The 19,225-nt window shown below is 75.8% G+C and carries 21 protein-coding genes; 10 read left to right on the plus strand and 11 right to left on the minus strand.

Going from position 1 to position 19,225, the window contains the following annotated elements; genetic code table 11:
- Positions 1–3: 3 nt before the first annotated feature.
- Positions 4–642: a hypothetical protein gene (locus O7628_RS19990; RefSeq protein WP_278132728.1), complete on the plus strand. Its 639-nt coding sequence runs from the start codon at positions 4–6 to the stop codon at positions 640–642.
- A 202-nt stretch (positions 643–844) separates the two neighbouring features.
- On the opposite strand, the gene O7628_RS19995 is transcribed toward O7628_RS19990, so the two are convergent.
- Positions 845–2,134 (minus strand): glycosyltransferase 87 family protein, encoded by a 1,290-nt coding sequence (locus O7628_RS19995; protein WP_278132729.1) that lies wholly within the window; start codon positions 2,132–2,134, stop codon positions 845–847.
- A 67-nt stretch (positions 2,135–2,201) separates the two neighbouring features.
- Here O7628_RS19995 and orn point away from each other — a divergent pair, with 67 nt between their 5' ends.
- Positions 2,202–2,798, plus strand: a complete 597-nt coding sequence (orn, locus tag O7628_RS20000) for an oligoribonuclease (protein WP_082106218.1) — start codon at positions 2,202–2,204, stop codon at positions 2,796–2,798.
- Between the two features lie 27 nt (positions 2,799–2,825).
- On the opposite strand, the gene O7628_RS20005 is transcribed toward orn, so the two are convergent.
- A complete protein-coding gene (locus O7628_RS20005; protein ID WP_278132730.1) occupies positions 2,826–3,020 on the minus strand; it encodes a DNA repair protein in 195 nt (64 codons plus the stop codon).
- A 234-nt stretch (positions 3,021–3,254) separates the two neighbouring features.
- Here O7628_RS20005 and O7628_RS20010 point away from each other — a divergent pair, with 234 nt between their 5' ends.
- Complete coding sequence (locus O7628_RS20010; RefSeq protein WP_074473702.1) at positions 3,255–3,917, plus strand: GNAT family N-acetyltransferase; 663 nt, start codon at positions 3,255–3,257, stop codon at positions 3,915–3,917.
- Between the two features lie 211 nt (positions 3,918–4,128).
- On the opposite strand, the gene O7628_RS20015 is transcribed toward O7628_RS20010, so the two are convergent.
- The 4 genes from O7628_RS20015 to O7628_RS20030 form a co-directional block, all read right to left on the minus strand.
- Positions 4,129–4,827 (minus strand): TetR family transcriptional regulator, encoded by a 699-nt coding sequence (locus O7628_RS20015; protein ID WP_278132731.1) that lies wholly within the window; start codon positions 4,825–4,827, stop codon positions 4,129–4,131.
- Positions 4,769–5,281: a DCC1-like thiol-disulfide oxidoreductase family protein gene (locus tag O7628_RS20020; protein ID WP_278132732.1), complete on the minus strand. Its 513-nt coding sequence runs from the start codon at positions 5,279–5,281 to the stop codon at positions 4,769–4,771. The genes O7628_RS20015 and O7628_RS20020 overlap by 59 nt, the downstream gene beginning before the upstream one ends.
- Positions 5,278–5,808 (minus strand): hypothetical protein, encoded by a 531-nt coding sequence (locus O7628_RS20025; RefSeq protein WP_278132733.1) that lies wholly within the window; start codon positions 5,806–5,808, stop codon positions 5,278–5,280. The genes O7628_RS20020 and O7628_RS20025 overlap by 4 nt, the downstream gene beginning before the upstream one ends.
- 157 nt (positions 5,809–5,965) lie before the next feature.
- Positions 5,966–7,432, minus strand: coding sequence for a glycoside hydrolase family 3 N-terminal domain-containing protein (locus O7628_RS20030; protein ID WP_278132734.1), 1,467 nt, complete (start codon positions 7,430–7,432; stop codon positions 5,966–5,968).
- 162 nt (positions 7,433–7,594) lie between these two features.
- On the opposite strand from O7628_RS20030, the gene O7628_RS20035 reads away from it, so the two are divergent.
- Positions 7,595–8,770 carry an ROK family transcriptional regulator gene (locus O7628_RS20035; protein WP_278132736.1) on the plus strand — a complete coding sequence of 392 codons (1,176 nt, stop codon included), beginning with the start codon at positions 7,595–7,597 and terminating at the stop codon, positions 8,768–8,770.
- 106 nt (positions 8,771–8,876) lie between these two features.
- On the opposite strand, the gene O7628_RS20040 is transcribed toward O7628_RS20035, so the two are convergent.
- On the minus strand, positions 8,877–9,884 hold the full coding sequence (locus O7628_RS20040) for an ABC transporter permease subunit (RefSeq protein ID WP_278132738.1): 1,008 nt from the start codon (positions 9,882–9,884) through the stop codon (positions 8,877–8,879).
- Positions 9,881–10,816, minus strand: a complete 936-nt coding sequence (locus tag O7628_RS20045) for an ABC transporter ATP-binding protein (protein ID WP_278132740.1) — start codon at positions 10,814–10,816, stop codon at positions 9,881–9,883. Before O7628_RS20045 ends, O7628_RS20040 begins: the two co-directional genes overlap by 4 nt.
- Before the next feature lie 124 nt (positions 10,817–10,940).
- Here O7628_RS20045 and O7628_RS20050 point away from each other — a divergent pair, with 124 nt between their 5' ends.
- Positions 10,941–11,783 (plus strand): ABC transporter ATP-binding protein, encoded by an 843-nt coding sequence (locus O7628_RS20050; protein ID WP_074473713.1) that lies wholly within the window; start codon positions 10,941–10,943, stop codon positions 11,781–11,783.
- 44 nt (positions 11,784–11,827) lie between these two features.
- Positions 11,828–12,727: a ribokinase gene (locus O7628_RS20055; protein WP_278132744.1), complete on the plus strand. Its 900-nt coding sequence runs from the start codon at positions 11,828–11,830 to the stop codon at positions 12,725–12,727.
- A 37-nt stretch (positions 12,728–12,764) separates the two neighbouring features.
- Here the strand turns inward: O7628_RS20055 and O7628_RS20060 are convergent, their stop codons facing one another.
- The 3 genes from O7628_RS20060 to O7628_RS20070 all read right to left on the minus strand — a co-directional run bounded on the left by O7628_RS20060 (position 12,765) and on the right by O7628_RS20070 (position 14,720).
- Positions 12,765–13,484, minus strand: a complete 720-nt coding sequence (locus O7628_RS20060) for a hypothetical protein (protein WP_278132746.1) — start codon at positions 13,482–13,484, stop codon at positions 12,765–12,767.
- Positions 13,485–13,522: 38 nt separating this feature from the next.
- Complete coding sequence (locus O7628_RS20065; RefSeq protein WP_278132748.1) at positions 13,523–14,005, minus strand: DUF6232 family protein; 483 nt, start codon at positions 14,003–14,005, stop codon at positions 13,523–13,525.
- A gap of 205 nt (positions 14,006–14,210) precedes the next feature.
- Positions 14,211–14,720: a DUF6232 family protein gene (locus O7628_RS20070; protein WP_278136356.1), complete on the minus strand. Its 510-nt coding sequence runs from the start codon at positions 14,718–14,720 to the stop codon at positions 14,211–14,213.
- A gap of 99 nt (positions 14,721–14,819) precedes the next feature.
- On the opposite strand from O7628_RS20070, the gene O7628_RS20075 reads away from it, so the two are divergent.
- The 4 genes from O7628_RS20075 (at position 14,820) to O7628_RS20090 (ending at position 19,206) form a co-directional block, all read left to right on the plus strand.
- Complete coding sequence (locus O7628_RS20075; RefSeq protein WP_278132749.1) at positions 14,820–15,593, plus strand: enoyl-CoA hydratase-related protein; 774 nt, start codon at positions 14,820–14,822, stop codon at positions 15,591–15,593.
- Positions 15,594–15,663: 70 nt separating this feature from the next.
- Positions 15,664–17,286: an acetolactate synthase gene (locus O7628_RS20080; RefSeq protein ID WP_278132751.1), complete on the plus strand. Its 1,623-nt coding sequence runs from the start codon at positions 15,664–15,666 to the stop codon at positions 17,284–17,286.
- A 121-nt stretch (positions 17,287–17,407) separates the two neighbouring features.
- Positions 17,408–18,400 carry an ATP-binding cassette domain-containing protein gene (locus O7628_RS20085; RefSeq protein ID WP_278132752.1) on the plus strand — a complete coding sequence of 331 codons (993 nt, stop codon included), beginning with the start codon at positions 17,408–17,410 and terminating at the stop codon, positions 18,398–18,400.
- Complete coding sequence (locus O7628_RS20090; protein ID WP_278132753.1) at positions 18,397–19,206, plus strand: ABC transporter permease; 810 nt, start codon at positions 18,397–18,399, stop codon at positions 19,204–19,206. The genes O7628_RS20085 and O7628_RS20090 overlap by 4 nt, the downstream gene beginning before the upstream one ends.
- The last annotated feature ends 19 nt before the right edge of the window (positions 19,207–19,225 follow it).

The raw sequence follows: 19,225 nt of genomic DNA on the forward strand, positions 1-19,225 counted from the left end.
CGGATGCGGATCGCTCGCGCGCTCGTCGGCATGCTGCTGCTCACCATCGGTATCCCGGCGCTACTGGCCGCAGGCGTGTTCGGCGTCCTGTCCCGGCACCCCGACGCCGCCGGCGGGTTCACCGTCGGAGTCGGGGCGGTGGCCCTCCAGGCGCGCGTGGCCGCCGACTGGTTCCCGGCCGCCGCCTGGCTGCTGGCCACCCTCGGCGTCCTGCTGGTGGCCTCCGCCGCGCTGCTGCTGCGCCCGGCGCGACCGCGCGAGGTGGTCTTCGTGGTCGAGCCCGACCAGGTCCCGGCGCTCGCCGACCGGCTCGGGGTGACCTCGCTCAGTGGGCTGGGCGCGCGTCCCGCGCCGGACCCGGCCGTGCCCGCCGACCGGCAACTGGTCGCGGTGGGCGCGGCGGCCGGGCGGCCCCGGCCCGCGTTGGGCCCGGCCCCGGCCCGCCGCCCGGCCACCCTCGCCGACCTGGCCCCGCCGCCCGGCCCGGCCCGCGCGGCATCGCCCTCGGGGCCGGCGTCGTCGGCGCTTGCGGGTCCGCCGGCCTGGCCGCCGGCCGCGCCGGAGGCCACCACCCGGCCGGTACGCGTCGAGCCCCGCCGCATCCGCCCCGCCGCGCCCAGCGCCCGCCGCCGGCACCCCTGACCCGGCGCCCGGCGGGGCGGCCCGGTGCCCTACCAGGCGGGTGAGCGGGGAACCCCTCTCGACCGGAGGCGTTAACCGGGGGCCCTTCCTTGCACGGCAGGCGAGCGGCCCTCCGTGCTGCCGACACGGAGGGCCGCCTGCACCGGGGGATCGGTGCCACGGGGAATGCCCGAGGTATGGGTAAGATTAGCCGGTAACGACGCTACTCGGGACAACTGTCCATTTGGTGCGATTTCTCGCCCTGGTGGGCGGATGCCGGGGCGGGGCAGGCGACGGGCAGGGCCGCCACCAGCAGCAGGCTCAGCAGCACGTAGGCGTTGCGCGCCAGGAACTCGCCGGGCGAGTCGGTGGGCACCGGGGCCACTCCCCAGTCGTGGAACGACACCACCCCGTAGCCGATCAGCGCGCCGGTGCCGACGGCCAGGCCGGTCAGCCACCGTCGGCGTCGGGCCCCGGCCGGCGTCGTCGGGTCCGTGCCGAGCGCCGCGTCGGCGAGCAGCACCACCGCCGGCACGAACCAGTAGATGTGGTGGGTCCAGGTGATCGGGCTGACCAGCGCCCCGGCCAGGCCGGTCAGCGTCAGGCCGGTCAGCGCGTCCCCGGCGCGGGCGGCGCGGGCGGCCCGCCACAGCCCGTACCCGGCGACCAGCAGGGCCAGCGCCAGCCACAGCGCCCGGCTCGGCTCGGCGGGCGCGGTGAGCCGGCTGAGCAGCCCGAACAGCGACTGGTTGCCGGTGTAGTCGGTGCGCCCCACCCGGTCGGTCGCCCACAGCTCGTGGGTGAAGAACCGCCACGAGTCCGCCGGCGCGACGGCCGCGGCGAGCAGCGTGGCGCCGGCGGCGGTCGCCGAGGCCACGGCCGCGTCCCGCCACCGCCGCGTGGCCAGCAGGTAGACGATGAAGATGCCGGGGTAGAGCTTCAGCGCGGTGGCCAGCCCGACGCCCACGCCCGCCCAGCGCCGGTGCTGCGGCACGGCGAACAGGAGGTCGGCCAGGATCAGCACGACCAGCAGCATGTTGATCTGGCCGAAGGTGATCGTCTCCCGGGTGCTCTCCACGGCGAAGACCAGCAGCACCCCGACGGTGAGGGTGAACACCCGGGGCAGGCCGTGCCGGGCCACGACCGGGGCGAGCAGCCACCGCGTGGTCACCACCACGCCGAGCACGGTGAGGACCGTGAAGACCGCGATCGTCAGCCCCAGCGGCAGCAGCGCGAACGGGCGCAGCAGCAGCGCGCTCACCGGCGGGTAGGTGAAGTACAGCTCGCCCTGCACCCGGTCCGGCTGCACGTAGTCGTAGAGCGGGTGGCCGGCGGCCCACCAGTCCATCGCCCGCATGTAGATCTTGAGATCGAGGAAGTCGTGCTTCAGGCCCGGCAGGTACAGCGCGGGCAGCACGGCCACCAGGGCCAGCACCGTGACCAGCCGGCGGACCCGGCGGCCGCCCGGCTCGTCGGCGGTCACGGAGGGTGGCGCGATCGGTTCAGCTGGCACGGGGAAACCCTAGCGGTCCATCCCGCGTACGCCGCCGAGGCGCGAGGGTGCGGGCTGCGCGTAGGCTGTGCGCGTGGCTGATCTCCTCGTCTGGATCGACTGTGAGATGACCGGGCTGGACCTCGGCAGGGACGCCCTGATCGAGGTCGCCGCGCTGGTCACCGACCCCGACCTCAACGTGCTCGGCGACGGGGTCGACGTGGTTATCCACGCCGACGAGGCGGCGCTGGCGGCGATGCCGGAGATCGTGCGCACCATGCACGGCAAGTCCGGGCTGACCGAGGAGGTCCGGCGGTCCACCGTGACCCTCGCCGAGGCCGAGGACCTGGTGCTCGACTACGTCACCAGCCACGTGAAGGACGCCCGCTCCGCCCCGCTGTGCGGCAACTCGATCGCCACCGACCGGGGCTTCATCGCCCGGGACATGCCGCGCCTCGACGCCCACCTGCACTACCGGATGATCGACGTCTCCTCCATCAAGGAGCTGTGCCGGCGCTGGTATCCGCGGGTCTACTTCGGGCAGCCCAAGAAGGGGCTGGCCCACCGGGCGCTGGCCGACATCCGGGAGAGCATCCGCGAGCTGGAGTACTACCGGCGGACGGTCTTCGTGCCGCTGCCCGGCCCGGACGTGGACAGCGCGAAGGCCATCGCCGCGCAGCTCTGAGCCCACCCGGCCCCGCGTCGGTTCGCCTCAGCGGGCCGTCAGGCCGCGCCGGGTGGAGCAGCCGGCCGGCAGCCGGTTCAGCTCCGCCCAGGACAAGGCCGGCTGGGCGCCGCGCGCGTTGCGGGCCTCCCGGTATGCCGGCTGTGCCGGGAACCACCCGCGCGTGCCCCGCCGGCGCCGCTCGGCGTCCTGCTCGTGTCGGTCCTCAGGCAGATTCGGCATGACCTTACCGTCCCAGAGAAAGTTGTACATGTATGGAAATAGATATGACGTGGTCGGAGCGCCCCCGGTTCCCGCCGCAGGCGGTGTGACGGCGCGCCGCCCGTCGTCGGCGGCCCCGCTGCCCGGCCGCCCGCCCGCCCCCGGGTCCCCGCCGACCCGCGCACGGCTGCGCGCCCACCGGCGTACCGTGATCATGTCGGCGCCCCCGGCGGGCGCGGCGGAGGGAGGCGACCGGTGGGCGACCGGCGGCTGTACCTGCACCTCGTGACCTGGCTCGGGCGGTGGCCGCCGGGGCCGGGGCTGCACGTGGTCGGCTCGTACCGGCGTGACCTGCCCGCCTGGGACGGCCGGCTCCGCCCGGCGATCGCGGTCGGCGACGGGCACGGCACGGTGCTCTCGGTCGCGCCCCGGCACGTCCCGGCCGTCCGGGCGCTCGCCGCCCGGTCGCACCGGCGGCTGCTCGCCGGCCTGCCGGGTGCCGTCACCCACCCCCGCTGGGTGCCCAACGACGACGTGTTCCGGTGGACCCTGGCCCCGGCCCCGCTGCCGGAGGTGGGGGAGTGGGTCGCGCCGACCGAGCCGGGGCTGCCCCGGTGGCTGGGGCTGTTCGACCGCGAGGTGCTGGTGGTGCGGGACGCCGACGGGCGGTACCTGGCCGGCGTGGCGATCAAGCGGCACGACGCGCACGGTCACGAGCTGGCCGTCGGCACGGTGCGGGCCGCCCGGGGCCGGGGGCTGGCCCGGCGGCTGGTGGCCCAGGCCGCCCGGCGGGTGCTCGACGAGGGGGCCGTGCCCACGTACCGGCACGACCCGGCCAACGGCGCGTCGGCGCGGGTGGCGGAGGCCGCCGGCTTCCCGGACCGGGGCTGGCGGTCGTACGGGGTCTATCCCCCGTGAGCCGGGCGCGGACCGTGGATCCCGGGCCGGATCCACGGTCCGCGCGGCCTCCCCCCAGGTCCTCCCCGTGGCACGGCCGGTCGCTCCCGCCGGCCGCCGTCTCGCCCATGACGCTACGTAACGAGATCGGCGGCAGGCAAGGGGAGCCGGCGGGTCGGCGGTGTCGTCTAACGGACTTGACCTGCGCCTTGATGTCGCGCCGGGTCGAAGGTCAGTGACGCAGCGTGCGGATGAGGGTGATCGCCTGGCGGGTGGCCGGGCGCAGCACCCGCAGCCGGGACAGGCCGACGAGGCGGTCGACCAGCGGCACCGCCCCGTCGACGAGCTGCCGGGTCTTCGCCTGCCCGGGGGAGCGGTCGTGCACCCAGTAGAGGATCACCCCCAGGTATGCCAGCCAGAGCAGCTCGGGCAGCTCCGGGCGCAGCTCGGGGTCGACCTTCGCGGTCGAGCCGTCGAGCACCTCGCGGAACAGCGCCACCGAAGCCTGCCGGGGCGCGGCGGACTCGGCGGAGAACGGGCTCAGCGGCGACGTCGGCTCGGCCGCGGTCTTGAAGAACGTCCCGGCGAACTCGTGGTACGGGGTGAGCACGTCGAGGCCCGCGTGCAGCACCCCGGCCAGCCGCTGCCCGAACCCGGTCTCCCGCGCCAGCACCGCCGCCGCGGCGGACCGGTGCTCCACCTGCGTGCCCGCGTAGAACTCCTGGATCAGGTGGTCCTTGGAGCCGAAGTAGTAGTACGCGTTGCCGACCGCGACGCCCGCCTCCTGGGCGATGGCCCGCATGGTGGTGCGGGCGTAGCCGCGCTCCCGGAACATCCGCAGCGCGGTGTCCAGGATGAGCCGCCGCGTCTGCTCACCCCGGACGGTCGCCGCCTCGCCCGCAGCGGTCGTCGGCGCAGTCTGCTCGGTCATCGTCGTCACCGTATCCCGGTTCGGGGCCGGCCGATCCGTCCCACTCCTCGCGGACCAGAGCACGGATCGACGAGGCGGTGGCCACCACCCGCCGGGCCAGCGGCATCAGGTGCGGCCGGGCCAGCCGCTCGGCCGTGGCCCGGTGGTCCGCCAGCGCCCACAGGCAGGCGAACCAGGCCCCGTCGCCCGCGTACACCTCGCCGGTGTCGGCCACCACGGTCAGGTCCCGCAGCGTGGCCTCGTGGTCGAGGCCCGGGAAGCGCCGCCGGGCCTCGACCGACCCGGCCGGCACGAACTCCAGGGGTACGAGCTGGGCGCGCGTGGCCAGCCAGCGCCGGGCGGCCCGGCACAGCGGGCAGTGCGCGTCGTAGAGGACGGTGAGCCCGCCGGTCCCACCGCCCCCGTGCGCGGTGGGACCGGCGTCGCCCGCCGCAACGGCCGGGTGTCCGCTCATCGTGCCGGCGGGACCGGACCGGCGCCGGGCGCGCCGCCGTGCGGGGCGGCCGGGGGCCCGGCGGGCTGCGGCGCGGCGGGCTGCGGGCCGACCGGGTACGGCACGTGCGGCGCGTGCGGGCCGGGCCGGGCGGGTGGCGGGGCGAGCCGGGCGACGGGCGCCACCGGGGGGTGCGTGGCGAGCTGGCGCAGCCGGCCCCGGCGGTAGCGGCCGAGCGCGAACACGTTGAAGAAGTGCAGCGCGCCGAGCACCAGCAGCACCAGCCCCACCTTCAGGGACAGCTCCTCCATCGCCTCGCTGGTGCCGGTGACCGGGTCGCGGTGCCGCATCGCCACCGTGACGTAGCCGAGGTTGAGCAGGTAGAAGCCGACGACCAGGAGGCTGTTCACGGCGCGGGCCAGCCGCTCGTCGGCGAAGACCTCCTCCAGGAAGACCAGCCCGTTGCGGGACAGCGACCGCGCCACCCAGACGGTCAGGCCGATGCTGACCGCGAGGTAGACCAGGTACATCCAGACCTTGACGTCCATCCCGGCACCTTTCTTGAACACGTTCAAAATCAGGTCGTGCTCAGCGTAGGGCACGACTTGAACGCGTTCAAGAGTGGGTTGGCGGCGGGGTGCGCCCGGCCGGCCCGAAGGCCGGGCGGCCGGACGGCGGGCGGTCAGGAAGTCGGGCGGTCGGCGGTCAGCCGGTCAGGCCCAGCGCCCGGGCCGCCGCGTGGCCGTTGGCGTGGCTCGCGCCGTACGTGGTGACGAACGCGCGCGCCCCCGCCGGCCGCCACCGCCCCGGCCAGCCCATCTCGACCACGACCACCGGGTGCGCGGCGGCCAGCGCGTCCACCAGCGCCGCGCCGCCCGGCAGCCGGTGCAGGTGCCGGCCGACCAGCACGATCGGCCGCTCCCCGGCGTGGGCGCGCAGGGCCGCCGCGTCCGCCTCGGCGGCCACCACCCGGATCTCCTCCGACCCGGCCAGGTGCGGGCCGAGGCCCCACGGCACCCGCCCCTGCGCGATCGTGGTCGCGGCGTCCAGCCGTACGACGAGGGGCCGGCCCAGCCCGGCGACGTCGCCGTCCACCCGGACGGCGCGCCGCGCGGCGGCGTACCCCAGGTCGGTGGGGGTGGGTGCCGGCGGGCCGGCGGCGGCGTGCGCGGTGGCCCGCGTTCCGGCGGCGAGCGCGGCGGCGCGGCCGGCGGCCTGCTCGACCCGGGCCCGGTCCAGCCGGCCGTCGCCCAGCGCGGCGACGATCTCGGCGGCGACCCGCTCGACCAGGCGGGCATCGACCCGCGCGCCGATGCAGAGCAGGTCTGCCCCGGCGGCGAGCGCCAGGACGGCGGCCGGGCCGACGCCGCCGGCGGCCAGCGCCGCGCCCTGCATCTCCAGCGCGTCGGTGATCACCGTCCCGGTGAAGCCCAGCTCGCGGCGGAGCAGGTCGACCAGGACCGGGCGGCTGAAGGTGGCCGGGCCGTCGCCGGTGAGCGCGGGCACCCGGATGTGCGCGGTCATGATCGACTTGACCCCGGCGTCGACGACCGCCGCGAACGGGGGCAGGTCGCGCTCGCGCAGCAGCGCCGGGGACGCGTCGACGGTGGGCAGCTCGTGGTGGCTGTCGGCGACCGTCGCGCCGTGGCCGGGGAAGTGCTTGGCGCAGGCGGCCACGCCGGTCGACTGGAGCCCGGCGACGGCTGCCGCCGAGTGGACGGCCACCCGGGCCGGGTCCGCGCCGAAGGAGCGGGTGCCGATCACCGGGTTCTCGTCGGCGGTGTTCACGTCCACCGTCGGGGCGAGGTCCACGGTGATCCCCAGGGCGGCCAGCTCGCCGCCGATCGCCGCGTAGACCTGCCCGGTCAGCGCCGGGTCGTCGGCCGCACCGAGGGCGGCGTTGCCCGGGTACGGGCTGCCGGTCGCGTGGGCGAGGCGGGTCACGTCCCCGCCCTCCTCGTCGATCGCGACGAGCACGTCGGGCCGGGCGGCGCGCAGCGCGGCGGTGCTCGCCGCCACCTGGGCCGGGTCGTGCACGTTCGTGCCGAACAGGGTGTGCCCGGCGAGCCCCTCGGCGACCAGCTCGACGGCCCAGTCCGGCGGGACCGGCCCCGGGTACGCGGCCAGCAGCGTGCCCAGCGCGAGCCGGCGCAGTCCAGGATCGGTCGCCACGGAGGTCTCCCCTCTGCCGTGCCCGGTCGGGCGCGGTCGTCGTACCGGAGGCGTCGGCGGGTGCCGGGTCGTCCGAGTACCCAGGTTCGGGGCGGCCGTTACGCTACGGTCACCCGCGTGTCGGTTTGGTTAGCAAAGTTTACGAAAATTTGAGGACGTGGCATGAGTGCGACCCGCCTGCCCGGCACCCCCCGCCTGTTGCGGGCGCTCAACGACCGCGCGGCGCTGGAGCTGCTGCTGGAGCAGGGGCCGCTGACCCGGGCCCGGCTCGGCGAGCTGACCGGGCTGTCCAAGGTCACCGCCTCCCAGCTCGTCGAGCGGCTGGAGGAACGCGGCCTGGTCGCCCGGGTCGGCGAGCAGGCCGGCGGGCGGGGCCCGAACGCCCAGCTGTACGCCGTCCGGCCGGGCTCGGCGTACGTGGTCGGGGTGGACGTCGGCGCCGAGCGGGTGGTGGCCGCCTGCGCGGACATCACCGGTGCGGTCGTCTCCCGGGTGGAGCAGTCCACCCGGGACACCGACGACCCGGTCGGGGTGGTGCACAACGCCGTCGTCCAGGCCGCGAGCGGCGCGGGCGCGGAGCTGTCCAGCGTGCGCCGGGTGGTGCTGGGCACCCCCGGCCTGGTCGACCCGGCCAGCGGCGACATCACGTTCGCGTTCAACCTGCCACGCTGGCACCGGGGCCTGCTCGCCGCGCTGCGCGAGGACCTGGCCACCCCGGTGGTCTTCGAGAACGACGTCAACCTGGCCGCCGTGGCCGAGGCGCAGTCCGGGGCGGCCCGGGAGAACCGCGACTTCGTGCTGGTCTGGGTGGGCGCGGGCGTCGGCCTGGCGATCATGCTCGGCGGCCGGCTGCACCACGGCAGCAGCGGCGCGGCCGGCGAGATCGGCTACCTGCCGGTGCCCGGCGTGCCCATCCCGCGTGACGTGTCGCGCCGGGCCAAGCCGGCGTTCCAGCAGCTCGCCGGGGCCGACGCGGTGCTCGCCGTGGCCCGGGAGCACGGGCAGCCGGCCGACTCGGCGGCCGACGCGGTGCGCGCGGCGATCGCCGCCGGCACCGCCGGCGGCCCGCTGCTCGACGAGCTGGCGCGCCGGCTGGCCCTGGGCGTGGCGAGCACCTGCGTGGTGCTCGACCCGCCGCTGGTGGTGCTCGCGGGCGAGGTCGGCCAGGCCGGCGGGGCGGCGCTCGCCGAGCGGGTGCAGCACGAGGTGGCCGCGATCACCCTGGTCCGGCCCCGGGTGGTGCCGACCGGGCTGACCGAGGAGCCGATCCTGCACGGCGCGCTGCGCACGGCCCTGGACGCGGTGCGCGACGAGGTCTTCGGCAGCACCGTGGGCTGACCCCGCGCGGCTCATGTGAAGGAATTCTTCACCACCGCGCGGGGTGCTGCAAGGTGTCGCCGTGCCTGGCGGGCGGCCCGGCGAGGTGTGGCACCCGGCGGGCGGCTCAGGCGAGGTCGCGGCGGTGGAACGCGCCGAACGCCGCCGCCGTCAGCGCGCCGACGAGCACCAGCAGCACCACCAGCCCGAGCCCCCAGCCGATCTGGTAGCTGCCGTCGCAGTAGCCGCCCACCCCCCGGCAGGCGGTCGCGTCGGAGAGCCGGGCCTCGCCGGTCAACCACGCGTCGAGATACGTGGAGAGCATCCAGTCCTCGCCGCGCGGCAGGCCCACCACCTCCACCACCACCCGCAGGCCCAGCTCCCACACCACCGCGTACGCGGTCACCGCGCCGAGCGCCGCCGCCGTCCGCCGGCCCAGCGTGGCCAGGGCGAAGCCGGCCGTCGCGACGAGCAGCACCAGCACCAGCCCGCGCAGCCAGACCAGCCCCAGCCCGGGCCAGAAGTCGCCGCCCGTCGCCCCGGGCAGCCCGGCGCCCTGCCCGATCAGCCAGAACACCCCCAGGTACGCCGCCGACGCCAGCACCGACAGCAGCGTCACCGCCCCCAGCAGGGTGCCCAGCTTCGCGCCGAGCACGGCGAGCCGCCGGGGCCGCCAGATCAACAGGTTCACCACCCCGCCGGTGGACAGGTCCGCCCCGATGTACGACGCACCCACCAGGAATCCGAACAGCACCAGGAACAGGACGAGGAAGTAGAGCAGCGGCCGGGCCTGGTCGGCGAAGGTGAACACCCCGTGGAGATAGTCGGCGGCCACCGGCAGCCGGTCGCGCTGCCCCGGGTCGAACACCGAACAGTCCGGCGGGTAGTCCTGGGCCTCCTCCGGCGGCAGCGTCCCGCGTACGGCCGCCAGGCACTGCTGGAACGTCTCCTCCAACGCCTGCCGCTCCGCGGCGGCGCTCTGTCGCGCAGCGGCGATCTCGGTGAACGACGGCCGGTGCGAACCCACCAGCGCGGTCGCCGCCGTGATCGCGAACGCCAGCACCAGCAGCGCCAGCATGAGCCGCACGAACCGGCGCGCCGCCAGCCGTTCCCACTCGGCCCGGACCAGGTTCATGCCCCTGCCTCCCCGTCGTGCGTGCCGCCGTCGGTCAGCTCCAGGAAGACGCTCTCCAGGTCCGGCCGCAGCGGGACCAGCTCGCGTACCCACAGCCCCTGCTCGCCGAGCAGCCGGCTGACCTCGCCGGCGTCGGACACCCCGCCGACCACCAGGTGGTCGGGGCGCTCGTCCACCATCAGGTCGGCGGCGCGCAGCAGCTCCGCCGCCCGCTTGGGCTCCGGCACGCGCACCAGCCACTCGTGTCGGTCGTGGCCGGCCAGGACCTCCGCGACCGGGCCGGAGGCCACCCGCCGTCCCGCCGAGACGATCGTCACGTGGTCGCAGATCAGCTGGATCTCGCCGAGGATGTGGCTGGACAGCAGGACGGTCACCCCCGCGTCGGCCAGCGACCGCATCAGGTCCCGCATCTCCCGGATGCCGGCCGGGTCCAGCCCGTTCGCCGGCTCGTCGAGAATCAGCAACTCCGGCTCCTTGAGCAGCGCCGAGGCCACCGCGAGCCGCTGCCGCATGCCCAGCGAGTAGCCCCGCACGTCGTCCTCGCCCCGGTCGAGCAGCCCCACCTGGGCCAGCACCTCGTCGACCCGCCGGGTCGGCACCCCGCCGGCCAGGGCGAGCAGCCGCAGCGTGCGGTGCCCGGTGAAGTTGCCGAAGAACTGCGGGGTCTCCACGATCGCGCCGACCCGGGCGGCCACCCGCGCCTGCGCGCGCGGGACGTCCTCGCCGAACAGCCGCATCCGGCCGGAGTCGGCGCGGACCAGGCCGAGCAGGGCGCGCAGCGTGGTGGTCTTACCCGAGCCGTTCGGCCCGAGGAAGCCGTGCACCTCACCCCGCCCCACCAGCAGGTCGAAGCCGTCCACGGCGACGTGCCGGCTCCGGTACGGGCCGTGGAACGTCTTGCGCAGCCCCTCGATCTCGATGACCGCGCTCATCCGACGTGCTCCCCGTGTGACATCCGCGCCTCCCCCGTGCGGTGACCAACGACACGGCGCCCCACCCTAGGGCGTGGACGCCGCCCGTGGGGGGCGGTGCGGAGGTGCGTGGTTGGATGGGCGGGTGACTGGTGACCTGATCCCCGGCGCCCCCGCCGCCGCCCCCGCCGCCAGCCCCGTGGACGCGGATCTGGTGGTCAGCCTGGACGGCGTCGCCGTACGCCGGTCCGGCACCGCGCTGCTGCACGACGTGCACTGGCGGGTCGAGCTGGACGAACGCTGGGTCGTGCTGGGCCCCAACGGGGCCGGCAAGACCACCCTGCTGAACCTGGCCGCCGGCCGGCTGCACCCGACGACCGGCGTCGCCCACGTGCTGGGCGAGCGCATCGGCCGCACCGACATCAACGAGCTGCGCACCCGCATCGGCCTGTCGACCGCGGCCCTCGCCGGGCAGGTGCCCGCCGAGGAGCTGGTCACCGACGCGGTGGTCACCGCCGCCTGGTCGGTGGTCGGGCGCTGGCGGGAGAGCTACGACCCCGCCGACGAGGCGCGGGCCCGCGCCCTGCTCGGCCAGCTCGGCGTCGGGCACCTCGCCGACCGGGCCTTCGGCACCCTGTCCGAAGGCGAGCGCAAGCGGGTGCAGATCGCCCGCGCGCTGATGACCGACCCCGAGCTGCTGCTGCTCGACGAGCCCGCCGCCGGCCTCGACCTGGGCGGGCGCGAGGACCTGGTGGCCCGGCTGGCCGAGCTGGCGGCCGACCCCGACGCCCCGGCGCTGGTCCTGGTCACCCACCACGTCGAGGAGATCCCGCCCGGGTTCACCCACGCGCTGCTGCTGCGCGAGGGCGTCGTGGTGGCCCAGGGGCTGCTCGGCGACACCCTCACCGCCGACAATCTCGCCAAGACCTTCGGCCTGCCGCTGACGGTCGAGCGCCACGGCGACCGCTGGACGGCCCGCGCCGCCTGAGCCGCGTCCGTGCGGCCGCAGTGGCCGGAGCAAGGGAGGCAACCGTGCGGCAGACCCGCGTCGCCGTCGTGGGCAGCGCCAACATGGACCTGGTGGCCACCGCCGGGGCCCTGCCCCGCCCCGGCGAGACGGTGCTTGGCAGCGACTTCGTCATGGTGCCCGGCGGCAAGGGGGCCAACCAGGCGGTCGCCGCCACGCGGGCCGGGGCGTCCTGCGCCTTCCTCGGCGCGATCGGCTCCGACGCGTTCGGGGTGACCCTGCGGGCGCGGATCACGGCGGCGGGCGTCGACACCGGACATCTCCGGGTGGTCTACGGGGCGTCCGGCGTCGCCCTGGTGATGGTCGGCGCCGACGGCGAGAACGCCATCCTGGTCACCCCCGGCGCGAACGCCGCGTTCACCGGCCTCACCGAGGCCGAGCTTTCCGCCGTACGCGACGCGGACGTCCTGGTCGCCCAGCTGGAGATCCCCGTGGCGACGGTGACCGAGGCGGCGCTGGCCGCCCGGGCCGCCGGCACCCGGGTGATCCTCAACGCCGCGCCCGCCCGGCACGTGCCGGCGGAGCTGCTCGACGCCGTGGACCTGCTGGTGGTCAACGAGACCGAGGCGCGCATGCTCACCGGCGCCGGGCGCGACGACCCGGGCGCCCTGCTCGCGCTCGTGCCCCGCGCGGTGCTGACCCTCGGCGGCGAGGGCGCCTGGTACGTCGCGCGCGACGCCGCGCCGGTGCACGTCCCGGCGGTGCCGGTGGAGGTGGTCGACTCGACCGCCGCCGGGGACGCGTTCACGGCCGCGCTCGCGGTGGCCTGGGGCGAGGGGCGGGACCTGCGGGCGGCGGTGCACTGGGCGGCGGCGGCCGGCGCGGCCTGCGTACGCCGGCTCGGCGCGTCCGTGGCCCTGCCCAGCCGGGCCGAGATCGACCAGCTCTACGCCCCGCCGGCCTGATCCACCCTGGTCGGTCGGCCCCACCCGCCGGGCCGGCTCACTCGTCGGTCAGCTTCTCGCCCCGGCGGCGGAGCATGCCGAGGCCGGGGATGCCGGCCACGGCGAGCTTCAGGTCGCGGGTGACGTCGAGCAGGTCGTGCAGGTCGGGGCCCACCCGGTCCAGCGTCGCCAGGATCGGCAGCACGTCGGCGGTCAGGTGTTCCCTGAGCTTGGGCAGCTCGTCGACGAGGCGGATGGCCGCGGTCACCTCCTCGTGGCTGAGCTGCTCGACGAACCGGGCCGCCATCGGCGCGCCCCGGCGCAGCGCCGGCTCGTACGCGGCCAGCAGTTCGGCGGCGGTGCCGGCCGCCGCCGCGGCGGCGGTCACGGTCCCCGCGGCGCGGTGGGCCACCGCGTCGGCCTCGGCGACCACGGTGCCTGCGGCGGCGGAGACCCGCTCGGCCTCGCCGACGACCACGGCCGCGGCGGCGGCGACCTCGGTGGCGGTGTCGATCGCGGTGGTCGCGGCGGCACTGATCACGGCGACCTCCCGGACGGCGCTCTCGGCGTCGTCGAGGATCCGGTCGGTGCGGTCCAGCGTCCCCTCGATCCGGTCCACCACCCCGTTGACCCGGTGCAGCAGCGCCTCCACCCCGTCGAGCAGCGCGAAGGCGCGGGCCGGCAGGGCGGCGACGGAGGCCGCCGAGCCGAGCGCCTGGTCGAGTGCGGAGCGGGTGAGGCCGACGACGGCGGACGGCCGGGGGAGGGGAGGCACCATGCCCTCCAGTGTGCGCGGGACGGGCCAGTGCCGCCCGGTCAGCCCCGGTCGCCCTGCTGCTCCACGGCCCGCTGCACGGCGCGGTAGATCTGCCCGAACCGCAGCGCGTCCGGCGTGCTCAGCAGCATCACCTCCCGCCCGTGGTGCTGCACCCACAGCTCGTTGACCCGGTTGCCCCGCTCGTACGAGCGGTCGAGCCAGCCGAGCGGCACCTCCAGGAACGGGACCAGGGCCAGCGCGCCGACCGCGCAGGCGGCCAGGATGATCAGGGCGAGGGTCCAGTTGCCCCGGTCCTGCGCGGACCAGGCGAGCGACACCACGCAGACCAGCGCCACCAGCGGCGGCAGCGACAGCAGGAGCACCAGCACGCCCCGACCGATCACCCGGCCGCGCACGGCGAGGGTCGTGCGCCCGCGCGCGTGCCAGACGTAGGTGACGTCGGCGAGCAGGATGGTGTGGCCACCCACCCGGATCGACTCGGAGGTCACCTGCACCGCGTCGTCCTGGTAATAGATGGCCATCACCAAGCCTAACCGCCGCCGGGCGTGCCCGCCCAGCCCGGCGAGGGACGTTCGGCACGCTAGGGAGCTGAGTCAGCTACGACATCAGCTCCCTAGTCTGGCTGAAGCCCCTGCTGGGCGGGGGCCACGTGGGATCCGCCTCCCTCGGGCCGCCGCGCACAGGCCGGGGCGGGCCGGGGCGCCGGCTGGGGTCCGCGCCGGGGCGCTACGGCCTGACGGCGCTCCCCGGCGGGCGGCCGCCGGTCCGACCGAACCGCTCCGCCTGCCCCGCCTCCACCGCCCGCTGCACCGCCCGGTAGATCTGCCCGAAGCGCAGCGCGTCGCCCGTCTGCACCAGCCGCACCGGCTGGCCCCGCCAACGGGCCCACAGCTCCCACTGGCGGCTGCCCCGGGCGTACGAGCGGTCCAGGCGCTCGAAGAGGAAGTCGGCGACCGGCCCGACGGCGAGCCCGACCAGCACGGAGGCCCCCACGATGGCGATCGTGACCGTCACCGAGCGGTGCAGCCACAGGGCGAGCGCCACCCCCAGCGCGGCGGCGACCAGCGGGGCGGCGAGCGCCGCGCCGATCGCGCCCCGGCCGGCGAGGACCCGCCAGGACCGGCTGCCGCGCAGGTGCCAGACCACGCTGATCTCGGCCAGCGGGTACGTCCGGCCGTCCGCCCGCACCGCCGTGGAGGTGACCTGCACCGACCTGTCGTCGTAGTACGTGACCATGGCGGCCTCCGGTGGGGCAGGGGCGGACATCAGACTATCTGCCCCAACGATCCGGGCCGTAAGGTTGGCACGCGACTTCGACGAGGAAGTGAGGGCAGCGTGAGCGAGTTCGTGCGGCTGGAGACCAAGGACGGCATCGGCACCATCCGGTTGGACCGGCCGCCGATGAACGCGCTGAACAAGCAGGTCCAGGAGGAGTTGCGCGCCGCCGCTGCGGAGGCCGCCGCCGACCCCGGGGTCCGCGCCGTCATCGTGTACGGCGGCGAGAAGGTCTTCGCGGCCGGCGCGGACATCAAGGAGATGGCCGCCATGTCCTACGTGGACATGGCGGAGCGGGCGGCGGACCTGTCCAGCGCGCTGGGCGCGTTCGCCCGGATCCCCAAGCCGGTGGTCGCCGCGATCACCGGGTACGCCCTGGGCGGCGGCTGCGAGCTGGCCCTCGCGTGCGACTGGCGGGTGGTGGCCGAGGACGCGAAGCTCGGCCAGCCGGAGATCAAGCTGGGTGTCATCCCCGGCGCGGGCGGCACCCAGCGGCTGGCCCGGCTCGTCGGCCCGGCCCGCGCGAAGGACCTGATCATGTCGGGCCGGATGGTGGACGCGCAGGAGGCGCTGCGGATCGGCCTGGCCGACCGGGTCGTGCCGGCCGCCGACGTGTACGCCGCCGCCGTCGAGCTGGTCACCCCGTACCTGAACGGGCCGGTGCAGGCGCTGCGGGCGGCGAAGCTGGCGGTCGACGCCGGCCTGGACATGGACCTCACCTCGGGTCTGGCCTGGGAGACCCAGCTCTTCGCGGCGCTGTTCGCCACCGACGACCGGCGCGAGGGGATGGCCGCCTTCGTCGAGAAGCGCAAGCCCGACTTCACCGGCCGCTGACCCGAGCCTGGTTCACATTCCGCCTACCGGCCAGTAGCGTGTGACTCCGGCCACGGCGAGGGGAGCGGCGATGACGGAGCGGGTCGAGGGTCACGGCGGACAGTTGGCGCTCGCGGCGCTGCGCGCGCACGGCGTACGCGAGATGTTCACCCTCTCCGGCGGGCACGTCTTCCCGCTCTACGACGCGGCGCACACCGCCGGCTTCCCGCTCTACGACGTGCGGCACGAGCAGTCGGCGGTGTTCGCGGCCGAGGCGGTGGCCAAGCTCAACCGCCGCCCCGGCCTCGCCGTGCTCACCGCCGGCCCCGGCGTCACCAACGGCGTCTCCGGGCTGACCAGCGCCTTCTTCAACGCCTCGCCGGTGCTGGTGCTCGGGGGCCGGGCCCCGCAGTTCCGCTGGGGCTCCGGCAGCCTGCAGGAGATGGACCACCTGCCGCTGGTCGCCCCCGTCACCAAGCACGCCGAGACGGTCTTCGGCGCCGACGACATCCCGCGCGCGGTGAGCGCGGCGCTGACCACCGCGCTCACCCCGCACCGGGGCCCGGTCTTTCTCGACTTCCCGCTGGAGGCGATCTTCTCCGTCGGCGACGCGGAGCTGCCCGAGGCGGTCGCGCCCGCACCGATCGAGGCCGACCCGGAGGAGGTGGCCCGGGCCGCCGGGCTGATCGCCGCCGCCCACCGCCCGGTGCTCATCGCCGGCTCCGACGTGTACGCCGGGGACGCCGTCGACGCCCTGCGCGCCGCCGCCGAGGCGCTGCGGGTGCCCGTGTTCACCAACGGGATGGGGCGCGGCGCGCTGCCCCCGTCGCATCCGCTGGCCTTCGCCAAGGCCCGCCGGGCCGCCCTGTCCGGCGCCGACGTCGTCGTCGTGGTCGGCACCCCGCTGGACTTCCGGCTCGCCTTCGGCGACTTCGGCGACGCCCGGGTCGTGCACGTGGTCGACGCGCCCAGCCAGCGGGCCACCCACGTCACCCCGGCCGCCTCGCCCGCCGGTGACCTGCGGCTGATCCTCACCGCGTTCGCCGAGCACCCCGGCGACCGGGCCGACCACGACGACTGGGTCGCGCGGCTGCGCGAGGCCGAGGACGCCGCGAAGGCCCGCGACGCCGAGGCGATGGCCGCCGAGACCGACCCGATCCGCCCCGCCCGCGTCTACGGCGAGCTGCGCCGGGTGCTCGCCCCCGACGCCATCACCATCGGCGACGGCGGCGACTTCGTCTCGTACGCGGGGAAGTACCTGGAGCCCGCCCAGCCCGGCACCTGGCTCGACCCGGGCCCGTACGGCTGCCTCGGCACCGGGATGGGCTACGCGATGGGGGCCCGGGTCAGCCACCCCGACCGGCAGGTCTGCGTGCTGATGGGCGACGGCGCGGCCGGCTTCTCGCTGCTGGACGTCGAGTCCCTGGTGCGCCAGAAGCTCCCCGTCGTGATCGTGGTCGGCAACAACGGCATCTGGGGGCTGGAGAAGCACCCGATGCGCGCCATGTACGGCTACGACGTCGCCGCCGACCTCCAGCCCGGCCTGCGCTACGACAAGGTCGTCGAGGCCCTCGGCGGGGCGGGCGAGACGGTCGAGAAGGCCGGCGACCTCGCCCCGGCCCTGGAGCGGGCCTTCGCCTCGGGCGTGCCCTACCTGGTCAACGTGCTCACCGACCCGGCCGACGCGTACCCCCGCTCGTCGAACCTGGCCTGAGCGCCACCGCTTAATTCGGGGGACTCGCGGCGTCTGTCGTCGTAACGTCAGCCGAGGCTCGGCAGTTTGTCAGTGCCGTCGGCCAGTTGGCGTGACACATGCACAGACGACAGGAGTTTCCATGACGTACGCGATCCGGGCGGAGGGCCTGGTGCGACGCTTCGGCGCCACCACGGCCCTCGCCGGAGTCGACCTCGCGGTCCCCAGCGGGACCGTGTACGGGCTGCTCGGGCCCAACGGGGCCGGGAAGACCACCACCGTGCGGGTGCTCGCCACCCTGCTCGCCGCCGACGAGGGTCACGCCACCGTCGGCGGGTACGACGTGCGCCGCGACGCCCACCGGGTGCGGCAGCTCATCGGCCTCACCGGCCAGTACGCCTCGGTCGACGAGGCGCTCACCGGCACGGAGAACCTGCTGCTCATCGGCCGGCTGCTCGGCCTCTCCCGGGCCGACGCGCGGGCCCGGGCCCGGGAGCTGCTCGCCCGGTTCCAGCTCGCCGACGCCGCCGACCGGGCGGCGAAGACCTACTCCGGCGGCATGCGCCGTCGCCTCGACCTGGCCGCCAGCCTGGTCGGCCGGCCGCAGGTGCTGTTCCTCGACGAGCCGACCACCGGGCTCGACCCGCGCAGCCGCAACGACCTGTGGGACACCGTGCGCGGCCTGGTCACCGACGGGGTGACGGTGCTGCTGACCACGCAGTACCTGGAGGAGGCCGACCAACTGGCCAGCGAGATCGCCGTGGTCGACCACGGCCGAGTGATCGCCCACGGCACCCCGGAGGAGCTGAAGGCCAAGACCGGCGGCCAGGTCCTCACGGTCCGCCCGGTGGACCCGGCCGACCTGGCGACCGTGGTGGCCATCGCGGGGGAGGCCGCCGCCGCCAGCCCGGAGGTCGCCCAGGGCGCCGTCACCGTCGCGGTCAACGGCCCCGGGGTGCTGCCCGCCATGGTCCGCCGCCTCGACGACGCCGAGATCCCCGTGGCCGAGCTGGCCCTGCGGGGGGCCAGCCTCGACGAGGTGTTCCTGCACCTGACCGGCCACCGCGCCGAGCCCGACGCGCCGGCCGGGGGCGACACCCCGTCCGGGGCCGACCTGGAGAGGACGCCGGCATGACCGCCGCCACCGTCACCGCCCCGCTCGCGCCGGCCCGCCGCCTCGGCGTGGGCGCCGGGCTGCGGCACACCCTCACCCTGGCCTGGCGCAGCCTGGTGCAGATCAAGCACAACCCGATGGAGCTGGTCGACCTCAGCATCCAGCCGGTGATGTTCGTGCTGCTCTTCACGTACGTCTTCGGCACGGCGATCTCCGGCTCGCCGGGGGAGTACCTCACCTTCGCACTGCCCGGCATCATCGTGCAGAACGCCCTGTTCGCCACGATGACCACCGGCTTCGGGCTCAACAACGACCTCACCAAGGGGGTGTTCGACCGGCTGCGCGCCCTGCCGATCGCCCGCTGGGCCCCGCTGGCCGGGCGGATCCTCGCCGACACCGTCAAGCAGGCGTGGTCGGTGTCGCTGCTGATCGGCGTCGGGGCGATCCTCGGCTTCCGGCTCGGCAACGGGGTGGTCGGACTGCTCGGCGCGTTCGCCCTGCTGCTCACGTTCTCGCTGGCCGCGGCGTGGATCTCGGTGCTGGTCGGGGTGCTGGTCAGCGAGCCCGACAAGGTGCAGATCTTCGGGTTCATGGTGATCTTCCCGCTCACCTTCACCAGCAACGTCTTCGTCCCCACCGACCGGATGCCGGGCTGGCTCCAGCACTGGGTCGAGGTCAACCCGGTGACGATCCTGGCCGACGCCCTGCGCGGCCTGCTGGTGGGCGGCCCGGTGGTCGGCCCGGCGATCCAGGCGATGATCTGGGCCGTCGTGCTCGCCGCCGTCTTCGCGCCGTTGGCGGTCCGGGCCCTGCGGCGTCGCGTCTGACGTCCGCCGGGGGCGGCCC

This window comes from Micromonospora sp. WMMD956 (assembly GCF_029626125.1).
Lineage (GTDB): Bacteria > Actinomycetota > Actinomycetes > Mycobacteriales > Micromonosporaceae > Micromonospora > Micromonospora carbonacea.

Bases quoted from the DNA above. Each gene is read 5' to 3' on its own strand.
- O7628_RS20060 (WP_278132746.1), bottom strand. From the start codon at position 13,484: ATGGTGCCTCCCCTCCCCCGGCCGTCCGCCGTCGTCGGCCTCACCCGC.
- O7628_RS20005 (WP_278132730.1), bottom strand. From the start codon at position 3,020: ATGCCGAATCTGCCTGAGGACCGACACGAGCAGGACGCCGAGCGGCGC.
- O7628_RS20025 (WP_278132733.1), bottom strand. From the start codon at position 5,808: ATGGACGTCAAGGTCTGGATGTACCTGGTCTACCTCGCGGTCAGCATC.
- O7628_RS20065 (WP_278132748.1), bottom strand. From the start codon at position 14,005: ATGGCCATCTATTACCAGGACGACGCGGTGCAGGTGACCTCCGAGTCG.
- O7628_RS20020 (WP_278132732.1), bottom strand. From the start codon at position 5,281: ATGAGCGGACACCCGGCCGTTGCGGCGGGCGACGCCGGTCCCACCGCG.
- O7628_RS20080 (WP_278132751.1), top strand. From the start codon at position 15,664: ATGACGGAGCGGGTCGAGGGTCACGGCGGACAGTTGGCGCTCGCGGCG.
- O7628_RS20015 (WP_278132731.1), bottom strand. From the start codon at position 4,827: ATGACCGAGCAGACTGCGCCGACGACCGCTGCGGGCGAGGCGGCGACC.
- O7628_RS20040 (WP_278132738.1), bottom strand. From the start codon at position 9,884: ATGAACCTGGTCCGGGCCGAGTGGGAACGGCTGGCGGCGCGCCGGTTC.
- O7628_RS20070 (WP_278136356.1), bottom strand. From the start codon at position 14,720: ATGGTCACGTACTACGACGACAGGTCGGTGCAGGTCACCTCCACGGCG.
- O7628_RS20035 (WP_278132736.1), top strand. From the start codon at position 7,595: ATGAGTGCGACCCGCCTGCCCGGCACCCCCCGCCTGTTGCGGGCGCTC.
- O7628_RS20090 (WP_278132753.1), top strand. From the start codon at position 18,397: ATGACCGCCGCCACCGTCACCGCCCCGCTCGCGCCGGCCCGCCGCCTC.
- O7628_RS19990 (WP_278132728.1), top strand. From the start codon at position 4: ATGCGGATCGCTCGCGCGCTCGTCGGCATGCTGCTGCTCACCATCGGT.
- O7628_RS20045 (WP_278132740.1), bottom strand. From the start codon at position 10,816: ATGAGCGCGGTCATCGAGATCGAGGGGCTGCGCAAGACGTTCCACGGC.
- O7628_RS20085 (WP_278132752.1), top strand. From the start codon at position 17,408: ATGACGTACGCGATCCGGGCGGAGGGCCTGGTGCGACGCTTCGGCGCC.